The organism is Kastovskya adunca (genome assembly GCF_059505785.1).
Genome location: NZ_JCACLG010000045.1, coordinates 20,766 through 32,221 on the forward strand (window position 1 = coordinate 20,766; position 11,456 = coordinate 32,221).

Sequence of the window (11,456 nt, forward strand, 5' to 3'; positions counted from 1 at the left end):
GCTCCTAAAAATCCAAACCCAAAGCGGCGCAGAAGTACGCAGAACTTTCTTTGCGAACCTTTGCGCTAACCTCTGCGTTAAAAATAAATTCTACTCCCCCAAAGCCGAGTGTAACTGGTTACGAGCTTCCTCTAGAGCTTCTGCGAGCTTATTAGGGTCGCGTCCCCCAGCTTGAGCAAGATTCGGACGCCCACCGCCACCACCGCCGCAAACTTTAGCAATTGCGCCGATAAACTTCCCAGCTTGCAGTCCCTTTTTGTTAATTTCCGGGCTAAAAGCAGCAACAAGGCTGACTTTATCGGGAGCAGGAACTGAGCCGAGAACGACCGCACTTGCACCCAGCTTTTGCTGCAAGCGTTCCGCCGCCGTCTTCAGGGCATCTGGATCGACATCTTCCATTTGAGCAATCAGGATGTTGTAGTCGCCAATAGATTCAGCTTTGGCTAACAACTGGTCAGATTTGGCGATCGCCAGTTCTTGCTTCAGCGCCTCTAGCTGCTTTTGGCTATTCTTTAGCTCAGTTTGCAGATTCTCAACCCGTTCTGTGAGTTCTTCGGGTTTAGCTTTAAAGCGATCGCTCAAATCCCTAACCACTTTATCGCGCACATTCAAGTAATCCAACACCGCTAATCCTGCCACCGCTTCAATCCGGCGAATCCCGGCGGCAACCCCGGTTTCTGAGACAATCTTAAACACGCCAATTTCAGCCGTATTACCAACATGGGTTCCGCCGCACAGTTCCATTGAGACGCCCGGGAAATCAATCACCCGCACCTCTTCGCCGTACTTTTCGCCAAACATCGCCACAGCCCCTTTTGCTTTGGCTTCAGCGATGGGCATCACTGAGACATCAGCCTCGTGAGCCTCAGCAATCCAGGTATTAACCTGTTCCTCAACCTGCTGAATTTCCTCTGGTGTCAACGGACGCGGACAATGAAAGTCAAAGCGCAAGCGATCGAAGGCAACCAAAGAGCCAGCTTGAGAAATAGAAGGGTCAACAATTTGTTTTAGTGCGGCTTGCAGTAGGTGCGTTGCCGTATGGTTGGCTTGGGCGCGACGACGACAGGCGCGGTCAATTTGCGCCGTTACTGTTGCCCCAAGTTCCAGCGTTCCCCGTTCCACATGACCGGAGTGGACAAACAGGTTATGAGCTTCCTTCTTAACGTCTTCAATTCGGACGAGGAGATCCTCACCGCTCAAGTAACCGCGATCGCCAATTTGTCCCCCCGATTCCGCGTAAAATGGTGTCTGATCCAACACCAACTGTATAGCTGTCCCCGCTTCTGCTAACTGCACCTGCTCACCCTTGGCAATCAGGACAGTCACTTGAGCCGTCGTTGCAGGTAGGGTATAGCCGATAAACTCCGTCGCCGCTACCCCGGAAGCCAGTTCTTCTAGAGAACCTCGCGCCATCAAGTCAATAGTTTCGTGGGATTCCTGAGAACGGCTGATTTGTTCCTCCATTGCTGCCTTAAAGCCAGCCATCTCAACGACAAACCCGTGTTCTTCGGCAATTTCCTGGGTCAGTTCCAACGGGAAGCCGTAGGTGTCGTAGAGGATAAAGGCATCGCGTCCGTCAATTTCTTTTTTCTTTTGCTGCTCAACCCGTTCGATAATTTCTTCCAGGAGCTTTTCGCCCCGTTCCAAGGTTTTGAGAAAGCGAGCTTCCTCCCGTTGCAGTTCGGCTTTAATGGCTTCTGCGCGTTCTTGAACATTGGGATAAGCCGCTTCAGAAAGCGCGATCGCACTTTCGGCAACCTTGGTTGTAAACTCCCCTTCAATGCCAATTAAGCGCCCGTGACGCACCACCCGCCGCAGCAGTCGGCGCAACACGTAACCTCTCCCGGTATTAGATGCCGTAATCCCATCAGCAATCATGTGAACCACTGCCCGGATGTGGTCACCAATCACTTTTAAGGAAACTTTCGTCTTCTCGTCGCTCTCGGCATAGTCAATCCCAGCCACTTCGCTGGCGGTTTTGATAATCGGGAAAATCAGGTCAGTTTCGTAATTATTTGGGACTTTCTGAAGGATTTGCGCCATCCGCTCCAGCCCTAATCCCGTATCAATATTCTTGTTTTTTAGAGGTGTCCGCTTCCCTTCTACATCTTGGTTGTACTGCATGAACACCAAGTTGTAGAACTCAATGAAGCGTGTGTCATCTTCTAGATCAATATTGTCATCGCCCCGTTCGGGGTGGAAGTCGTAGTAGATTTCCGAACAAGGGCCACAAGGGCCCGTAGGGCCAGAAGTCCAGAAATTATCCTCTTCACCCATCCGCTGGATGCGGTGGGAGGGAATGCCAATTTGGTCGCGCCAAATCGCAAAGGCTTCGTCGTCGTCTTTAAAAACGCTCACGACTAGGCGTTCTGGAGGTAAGCCAAAGACTTCTGTGGAGAGTTCCCACGCCCAGGCGATCGCTTGCTCTTTAAAATAGTCCCCAAAGCTGAAGTTACCCAGCATCTCAAAGAAGGTGTGATGCCGTGCGGTGCGTCCGACATTCTCAATGTCGTTGTTGCGGATGCACTTTTGAGAAGTCGTAGCACGGGGAAACTCTGCTTGACGCTGTCCCAAGAAAATCGGTTTAAAGGGTAGCATTCCCGCGATCGTTAGCAGCACCGTCGGGTCTTCTGGCACCAAAGACGCACTCGGCAGCACCTTATGTCCTCGTTGGGCATAGAAGTCGAGGAATTTGGAACGAATTTCACTACCGCTAAGGAACTGGGGAGAAGAAGACATGGGCGTACTAATGGGACTAGGGATTAAGAACTAGGGTTAAGGAGAAGGCTAGGGCAATAAGAGTACCTCTCGCCTGCTTCCCAATTGGACAATTGCAGGTCATTTTCTCTCTATTTTTACATTTGTTTACCCGTTCTTGCTGCCATTCCAACTAGGCGTGACAAGGTTGTTGGCAATCTGGCTTGATTAACGGATGATTAGAAGACTTACGCTTCGTAAAGACACATCAACTTTAGTAAATAGGTACTTGGCAGCTAAGAAGGCTATGCTAATTTGAACATATAGACACCAAGCCAGAGAAAAGACTGGAATCAAACAAAGCCAAGGGTCGCAGTTAGGTGTCGTCGGACTGTAACCCAGCCGCAGGCAAACCAACTAAGCATAGAAATCAGTGGCAAGACGCCTGAAACGATTCATCAGGCAGAGCCAAACCTAACATCTGGACAGATGTGACTATGCGAGGAATCTCGAAAGGTTGCTGCGAGAGATGTAAACCTTAGTGACTTGTAATTTATTAATTGTCGGAAGTTTAATTTGTTCAACACTCAAACTTTTGTCCCTGTAAGGGTCTAGCGTAGGCTAGACCCTTTGACGTTTTTAGGGTAAATAGGGAAAGAGAGGGCAAAAAATTGATAAAACGGTATCGCTCTAAAGTCAGATCAGGAATTCTCTATTTTAATAACATCAATAGTCTAAAAGAGGATGAACGATAGTTTAATAAACAGTAAAATAGAATACTAAACAAGAAAAATTTCGCCTGATTATGACAATGCAATTCAAAGTTCCCAGTATCACCTGTAGTGGCTGTGCAGATACAATTAAACAAGAAATCCTCACCCACGAGTCAGAAGCCCATGTAGACGTAGATGTAGAGGCAAAGACTGTTAGTGTAGACGGAACAAAAGCCTCTGAAGCGTCTATTAAACAAATGATCGTCGCGGTGGGTCATACGGTTGAGTAAAACTTTCGCTCAGAGACGAGTGATTGCCTGACTAATCAGTTGTAGCGTTGGGATGGGTCACACAGACCTGTCCCATAAATTTTAAAATACCAGGAAGTATCAATTCTCTAGCCGTTTTTGAGGCGCTCCTTTTTCCAGCTCTGTAGCTAAGTCGATCAGGAAACGGATGTGGCTAATAGTTGCGGCAATACCTGCTGCACTGATGGGACAGCCGTATCGGGGAAAGTGTTCTTGGGGATGGGTAAAGCGTAGCCATACTTGCCCGTTGATGGCTTTGGTACTGATTTTCCAATCTCGATATTGAGCAGGAATTTTTGCCATTTCAGGCTCAGAAGACTGGGAAGATGAGGGGCAGTGCGGCTGACTGTCTAGTAGCATCATGGCAGGAACGGCTCTTCAGTGAATGTACTTAATAATCCCGTGAAAATACAGGGGTACGGGTGATAAGCTTCGCCAACAAAAGGCGATCGCGGTCAGTAATTTAGGTGATCCAATTCTTAGACTTTTTGTGATCGCACCCTCACTTACCGTGTGAGAAGGATCACTTGTGCTGAAACATCTATTCAAACACAAGTATAGAAAAATTACAGTTGTTGTGAAGATATCTTATCAAAGATAATTGGCAATAAGCGTGTTTAATGGAAAATGAGAATTTTAAAATGAAAATTTTCGATAGTATTCAAGTTTATGACTACTAAAATTTATGTTAATAATGGAATAAATACCTAATGAACTTTATTCAAATACCTATAACCGCTCTTTTGTCGATCTAGACGAGTAGAAACATAGAAATCAGGGTGATCTTGAGCGGCAGGAATAGTTCCAGTGAATCGATTCAAGCCTCAAAAAATTTTGAGAACAGAATTTTTTAACTAAAATCTTATTAGATTGGAAACTCCAAAAATTAAATAATTAGACACAGTTTGTGAAGTAAAGAGGCTATAAAACATTGTAAAAAATGGGATTTTTTTAACGGGAGAATTTTGGCTATCTTTAGCCGTGTTTTCCTCTTGATGTCTGACATTATCATTGCATAGAGCGGTTTTTAGGATTCAAATCTCCTACTTTTGGAAATAGCTTTTATAGCTTTTACAATATTCATCAATAAGCCTTACCCTGGGTTGGACGGCTTTCGGCTTTGTCCTGACTGGGTTCAGCCTTGAGTGATGCGTGCTGATGATTACGCTTTTACCAAAGTGACAAATCAACGATAGTGACGCCAGAAAAACTCTAGTTTTACCAAACTTGTAGCCCTAGTGAAGAGGGGCTTTCGAGATTTGGCTGATAATTATCATGGAATAAGAATACTTTTTTGGTAGAAACCCACTAAAATTGGGAACCCTAGAACAGGGAAGGAGTAATTCATAACCGCTTTAAATTACTCAGGTGAGCAGAGAGCGCTTGGATGGTGGAGAAAGTGCAGGTTTTTTTGAGTACCCATGCCATATCCAGTGTTGCCTTGAATTTTTCAGTTCCTTTATTCATGCCCTCTCCAGGAAGCTCCGTTAAGATAAATTGTGCCAAAGCTGCTGCTAGGGAGATTTAGATGTATAAAGTGCGATTACTGGTGTCATGGTAGATTCTTTTTCCTTCCCGCCGTTCGACTCCCCTGGTTCCACTCTCAAGCAGAAGTTCAAGGGCTCGTTCATGAATTACTCACTAGAGCCTAATCAAATCGGGCGACAGATTACTCAAATTATCCTGACGACCTCAGACCCACAAGCAATGCTATGGCAGATAGCAGAAGCGTTAGGAGAGATTTTTCAGGTTGATGCTTGCTTGATTGTCTTAGGAGTTGGTGTGGCTACCCAACCGCAGACAATTTTATGGCGTGCAGAGGGCGGCTCTGCAATACAACCCCAGGAGCAAACGCAGCTACTCGAACACCCGGCTCTATTAGAGGTTTTGGCAGGGGCCCAACCGATGGCAATTACCAATTTGGAAACTGCCGAAACTTGGTCGGCGGTGGACTGGCGTTGGGGAAAATTACCAGTCAAATCGATTTTAAGAATTGTGACCCGGTTTCAGGGTAAGGCAAATGGATTGATCGTTCTGGGGCGATCGCAAGCTTACGAACGGGTGCATGGAGAACAAGAATCACTGAAAGTCGCCGCCGAATCAGTGGCGATCGCTATTTCCCAAATTCAACTCCAGCAGCAAGTCCGCACAGGCGCTCGCTACCAAAACTTACTAAACCACCTGAGTTTAGCCATTCGTAGCGCCATGAGTTTGGAGCAAGTTCTGCAACTGGCGATCGCCGGAACCGGAGAAGCCCTCCAAAGCGATCTCGCCTTGCTCCTGCTATTGCGCTACACTCACCCCCTATTCCAACGCCGCTCATTGAAAAACTTTCCTAAAACTGAGGTGAGAGTGGCGTGCGAGTGGGAGAGTGGGCTGGGATCACCAGCCGCAGAAACAACGGCTCAAAAACAGTCCCTGTTAAACCACACCTTTTGGCTGTCAGAGTCTCCCTTGTGCCAACAAGCCCTGCAAGCAGCACCCGAACCCGTCATCATTGCTGAGGGGCAAAATCTACCTGAGTTTGGAAATAGCGAAACCTTGGCAATCCTGGACTCGGATGCTATGCCCGCTATGCTGATCGTGCCCCTTCTAGGTTCCCATAGCGGTGGCTCTACACAAGCAACCGTTTTGGGATTCATTGTCTTACAGCAGGGTCAGCCTCGTTTGTGGCAGCCGGATGAATTAGAACTCGTGAAATGGGTAGGGAACCAGGTTAGTACTGCCATTATCCAAAGTCAAACTCTGCGGCAGGTACAATCCCTGGTTGAAGAGCGCACGGCTCAACTGCAACGGAGCTTAGAAGTCCAGGCAAAGTTATACGAAAAAACCCGTCAGCAAATTGATCAACTGCGGCACTTAAATGAGCTGAAGGATGAATTCCTCGCCACGATGAATCATGAGCTGCGGACACCGCTGGCAAAAATGAAGATGGCAATTGAGATGTTACGCAAACCAGAATTCTCAGAACGTCGTGATAAATATTTAGAAATTCTGGAGCAGGCGTGCGCTCAGGAAATTGGTTTAATTACCGAGCTATTGGCACTTCAGGAAATAGAAGCCCAGAAACCTCAGATTCAAGTGCAAAAGGTGAATCTGAAGTTGCTCATTAATGAGTTAGCGCCAGCGTTTGAGAAGAAATGGGTAGATAAAGGCTTGACTCTCGCTACTGACTACTCAGCGCGATCGCTAATCCTCTACACTGACCCCGAAAGCCTAAAGCATATCCTGCTGGAACTTTTGACCAACGCGGGGAAGTATTCTCACCCCAATACTACGGTTTGTCTGAAGGTCGAACATCAAGTCAAGCAACAGGTCAATCAAATGGCTTTGTCTTTAACCAATCTTGGTTCTGGCATTTCGCCCTCAGATATTACACAAATTTTTGAAAAATTCCGTCGGGGTCAAGGTGTTACTCAGCAAGCTGTTCAAGGTACAGGGCTGGGACTCGCTCTCGTTAAGGGTTTGGTACAACACTTGCATGGCACAATTGATGTTAAGAGCGAACCTTGCGAGGATTCAACTTTGTTGTGGCAGACTTGCTTTACGCTGACATTGCCTCAGTTCAAGCCGTCTGAAGGAAGTTAAGTTGTACTGATGAGATAGACGCTGAGGTCAATCAATAAATTTATCGTCTTCTCAAGGTTTTGAAATTTTTATTATCAACAACTACAGAATCAGAATAATTCCGAGTGAGGTGGAGACTCCTCTAACCAATTCCTATGCTCACAAAGGCAGAGCCTAAGCTACAGCGCTGGCAACGATCCAACTATTCCCTGCTGGCACGGCAAAAAGATATTTTTGCCTCAGCCATCAAATTAATGATCTATCTGTGGTGGGATAAGACTGCCGCGAGAAATACTTCAGACCACAGAAATCGCCGTGCTCAGTGGTTAGTGGGAACTTTATTGGATTTGGGCCCGACGTTCATCAAAATCGGACAGTCACTGTCTACGCGTGTCGATCTGCTTCCCCTGGAATATGTGAGGGCATTAGGGCAATTGCAAGACCGGGTGCCAGGGTTTAGTAGTGAGCAAGCGATCGCCATTATTGAAGCAGAACTCGGTGGCTCTCTCTATACCTTCTATCGGGACTTTGACCGCTTTCCCCTTGCTGCGGCTAGTTTAGGACAAGTCCACAAAGCCCGCCTCCATAGTGGGGAAGAGGTTGTTGTCAAAGTCCAACGTCCGGGACTGGCAAAGTTATTTGATTTAGATTTCAAAGTACTCAAGCAACTGGTCAGTTTTGCCGAGCGGTATTTGTCTTGGGCAAAACGATATCAGCTTTCAGCCATTGCTAAAGAGTTTTTCGACCTGCTTTATCAAGAAATCGATTACATCAAAGAAGGTGAAAACGCTGACCGCTTTCGGGGAAACTTTCTTGCTCATCCCCGTGTGATTGTACCGATCATCTACTGGCGCTACACCACCAAAAAGATCCTCACGATGGAGTATGCTCCCGGCATCAAAATTGACGAGCGTCAGACCCTAGAAGCCTGCCACTTAAATCCCAAAGAAATTAACCAACTGGGGATTTGTTGTTACCTCAAGCAGCTTTTACAGGATGGTTTCTTTCAGTCTGACCCTCATCCAGGCAATATGGCAGTTTCTCAAGATGGCAAGCTGATTTTTTATGATTTTGGGACGATGGCAGAAGTGAAGTCCATGGCCCAAGACCAGATGGTGAGGACGTTTTTTGCGGTTCTCAGGAAGGATACTGACGAAGTCATCGATACACTGACTTATATGGGGTTGATTGAACCTGTAGCTGATATGACACCCGTACGACGGGTGATGTCCTTCCTCTTGGATAAATTCACGGAAAAGCCTGTGGATTTGCAAGCGTTCAATCAGATGCGTAGCGAGCTGTATCACATCTTTGAGCAGCAGCCGTTTCGCTTACCCGCGCAGATGACGTTTGTTTTGAAGGCACTTACCACTCTCGATGGCATCGCCAGGACATTAGACCCAGAATATAGCCTGGTCGCCGCCGCCAAGCCCTTTGTTAAAAGCATTACGATTTCACAAGGGAGAGGAAATCTGGTGGGAGAACTGGCACGACAAGCCAGAAACTTCCTTAAATACAAGTTACAGCAGCCTAGTGCAACTGAAGTTTTTCTTAGTCGCTTAGAAGAGCGGATCGAACGGGGCGATTTTCAGGTAAAGGTACGCTCAATGGAAAGCGATCGCACTCTCAAGCGTATCAACCTCGCCGTCAAAAGCCTAATTTACGCCTGCTTGACTGGATTTACCTTACTCTCAGGGACTGTGCTGTTACTAGGTACTTATCACAGTGGAGCGATCGCGGCTTTTGCCTTCTCAGCACTCTGGTTCTTATTCTTACTCCGCTCTTTAATCGATCTAACCGTCAAGGAAAGACTAGATCGTTTAGCAGAGAAATAACGGTTGGAGCAAGTCCATTTGAGCGCTTGGCAATTAAGCTAAATTTTGCCTAATTTTTTCCGTAGCTTTGAGTACGTCTGGCTTACAAGTCGCTACCTACCCTAAAAAAGACATCCCAGTCAGGATTGTGTCGCTGACTGGGATGTCTTTTTTAATACCCCCAAGGGAATTCGAATCCCTGTCGCCTCCGTGAAAGGGAGGTGTCCTAGGCCTCTAGACGATGGGGGCTGGTGTTTCAGACCTTTATAACTATATCTGTTACTTTCTAAGCTGTCAACTACTTGAGCAAAATATTTTTTCTAGAGGAGAGCGAGAATACTAGCGAATGCCTTTACGCCAATCGGCTAAGCGTTGCTGTGCCTTGGCATCCAAGGAATTGAACAAAAAGCGACCCGGAGGCTGTTTTTTCGGTCGGTGCTGACGAAGTGCCCGACGAGCAGTTGCTTCCACTTCAAACCCCAACTGTCGGGCTGACATCCATTCCGCACCATAGCCGATAACGGTGAGCTGCTGCGCTCGGTCTGAGGTGGCGACAATTAAGCGTTGAGCGGTGGGGTAAAAGGTTTTCCGGGATGCACAAAACCTTTCGATGTAGGTGTCTGCTGTCTCTCCAAAAGCCGTATAGCAAATCGAAACATGTACGGTGCAAACTTCGTAACAAGTAGGCTGATCTTGGTACTGGGCGTCAAATACAACCTCAGTCTTAAAGCCTTGAAGGGCACTATAATTTACCAAATCTTCAACCAGGTCACGGCGAGCTGCCTCTAACCCATGGCGATCGCGAGTTTTCTCTAGGTGAGGCAGCGTGCCAATAACGTTGTAGCCGTCAACTAGTAAGACAGCCTGTGGTGAAGAAGGGGGCATTGTTCAAGGCCAAGATTTGAGGAACGGATTTCTTTGTCATTAATCTTAACAGTAACTCAATCTTGGTCTTGCATCAGTCGTTGCTTAAGGCGGGTAGGTTCGCCTTGGTCAACAACTCGCCCCTGTTCTAGTAAAAAAGCACCGTCGCAGAAGTCCAGCTCGTCTAAGCGATGCGTTACCCAAAGCGCCGTCAATCCCCGACTTTTGACTAAACGTCGCACCTGCGCCACCAAATCTAACTGGGTGTCGGGATCGAGTAGGGCAGTGGGTTCATCTAAAAGCAGGACTTCGCACTGACGCGCGATCGCACCTGCAATAGCAATCCGCTGTTTCTGACCGCCACTGAGGGCATAGATCGGGCGTCTTTGTAAGTTTAAAAGATTAACGGCGGTTAAGGCTTCTTCCACCCGCACCCGGACTTGGTTGGGAGAAAGCCGCTCTTCAACCAACCCAAACGCTACGTCTGCTCCAACCGTGGGCATCACCAACTGATGGTCGGGATTTTGAAATACAAAGCCCAGATGCGGCGAGGTCTTGATTTCCCCCGACTGGGCTGGCAATAATCCCGCCAGCAATCGCAGCAACGTCGATTTCCCGCTCCCATTCGTTCCCAAAAGCATCCAAAATTCACCTTTAGGGACATTCAGAGAGCAGGATTGCAAAACGGCTGCGCCGTGCCGCCAGTTAAAGCACAAATCCTTGACTTCAATTCCATTGGCACGGGCATGGTTGGGAGTGATGCTCATTCTGTCAAGGCAAAGAAACCAGGCGGACGTCCGGAAGCAGCACTACCAGATTTCTGAGACATTTGCACCGCGCTGATTTGATCGCTAAGAATGCCGATTTTTTTCTCAGTTTGGCGATCGCAGGTCAGTTCCAGCAACTGAGGATTACCTGACCGCATAGCGGTGGTGATTTCCTGATAAGTTGCTTGAGCCTCTTCCACTGAATTGCGTTGTACAGAAAGGGGGATGGGCGTGTTTTTTAAAGTCAAGTCGATAGTGATCATGCAGTGTCAGCGTTCAGCGTCCTGTGATATCTGTACTTTTATTATCTATCTCAGACAGAACTTAGTGTCCTGTTAAGACAGTCTTCAGTGCTGAGGGAGGAAACCCTGAGCAATTTCTGAGCAATTGTAGAGGTATTCCCACAGGTGAAAACCCTATTGTGTCATTCCTGATCGCATACTGCCCATAAGTGCGGTTGCTTCTCGATCGACAGGGTTCAATTCTGAGAAAATTTTAACTAATCTTAAATATTGAGGTGGAAAACTTGAAATCTTTCACATAATATAAGGATAGACCGTAAAGAAAAGTAAATTTCACTCACATTCCCAGTCATTTTCTGCTCGCTAAGTGCAGTTTGCTGTTGGAGTAGGTGAAGTTTACTATTGCCCTTATATATTTCGGAGAATTTGCTATGACAATAGCAGTTGGACGCGCGCCAGCAGCCAGAGGATGGTTCGACACCCT

Annotated in this window: 9 protein-coding genes and 1 tRNA gene; 3 read left to right on the forward strand and 7 right to left on the reverse strand. The window is 47.1% G+C overall.

Going from position 1 to position 11,456, the window contains the following annotated elements; all coding sequences use genetic code 11:
• Positions 1–90: 90 nt before the first annotated feature.
• Positions 91–2,739 carry an alanine--tRNA ligase gene (alaS, locus tag AC5JR3_RS16900; RefSeq protein ID WP_495847719.1) on the reverse strand — a complete coding sequence of 883 codons (2,649 nt, stop codon included), beginning with the start codon at positions 2,737–2,739 and terminating at the stop codon, positions 91–93.
• Between the two features lie 763 nt (positions 2,740–3,502).
• On the opposite strand from alaS, the gene AC5JR3_RS16905 reads away from it, so the two are divergent.
• Positions 3,503–3,700, forward strand: coding sequence for a heavy-metal-associated domain-containing protein (locus AC5JR3_RS16905; RefSeq protein WP_495847720.1), 198 nt, complete (start codon positions 3,503–3,505; stop codon positions 3,698–3,700).
• Positions 3,701–3,799: 99 nt separating this feature from the next.
• Here the strand turns inward: AC5JR3_RS16905 and AC5JR3_RS16910 are convergent, their stop codons facing one another.
• The gene (locus AC5JR3_RS16910) at positions 3,800–4,081 is read right to left on the reverse strand and encodes a hypothetical protein (RefSeq protein WP_495847721.1); all 282 of its coding nucleotides are present in this window, start codon (positions 4,079–4,081) and stop codon (positions 3,800–3,802) included.
• A gap of 981 nt (positions 4,082–5,062) precedes the next feature.
• Entirely contained in the window at positions 5,063–5,185 is a 123-nt protein-coding gene (locus AC5JR3_RS16915; protein WP_495847722.1) for a hypothetical protein, read from the reverse strand.
• A 162-nt stretch (positions 5,186–5,347) separates the two neighbouring features.
• Here AC5JR3_RS16915 and AC5JR3_RS16920 point away from each other — a divergent pair, with 162 nt between their 5' ends.
• Both AC5JR3_RS16920 and AC5JR3_RS16925 read left to right on the forward strand, forming a co-directional pair.
• Positions 5,348–7,306, forward strand: a complete 1,959-nt coding sequence (locus AC5JR3_RS16920) for an ATP-binding protein (RefSeq protein ID WP_495847723.1) — start codon at positions 5,348–5,350, stop codon at positions 7,304–7,306.
• Between the two features lie 134 nt (positions 7,307–7,440).
• On the forward strand, positions 7,441–9,120 hold the full coding sequence (locus tag AC5JR3_RS16925; protein WP_495847724.1) for an ABC1 kinase family protein: 1,680 nt from the start codon (positions 7,441–7,443) through the stop codon (positions 9,118–9,120).
• A 155-nt stretch (positions 9,121–9,275) separates the two neighbouring features.
• Here AC5JR3_RS16925 and AC5JR3_RS16930 read toward each other — a convergent pair.
• From AC5JR3_RS16930 to AC5JR3_RS16945, 4 genes are all read right to left on the reverse strand, one after another.
• Positions 9,276–9,348 (reverse strand) — tRNA-Glu (locus AC5JR3_RS16930).
• A gap of 90 nt (positions 9,349–9,438) precedes the next feature.
• Complete coding sequence (locus AC5JR3_RS16935; protein WP_495847725.1) at positions 9,439–9,984, reverse strand: NYN domain-containing protein; 546 nt, start codon at positions 9,982–9,984, stop codon at positions 9,439–9,441.
• Between the two features lie 56 nt (positions 9,985–10,040).
• A complete protein-coding gene (locus AC5JR3_RS16940; protein WP_495847726.1) occupies positions 10,041–10,730 on the reverse strand; it encodes an energy-coupling factor ABC transporter ATP-binding protein in 690 nt (229 codons plus the stop codon).
• A complete protein-coding gene (locus AC5JR3_RS16945) occupies positions 10,727–10,993 on the reverse strand; it encodes a UPF0367 protein family (RefSeq protein ID WP_495847727.1) in 267 nt (88 codons plus the stop codon). Before AC5JR3_RS16945 ends, AC5JR3_RS16940 begins: the two co-directional genes overlap by 4 nt.
• Positions 10,994–11,456 lie beyond the last annotated feature (463 nt).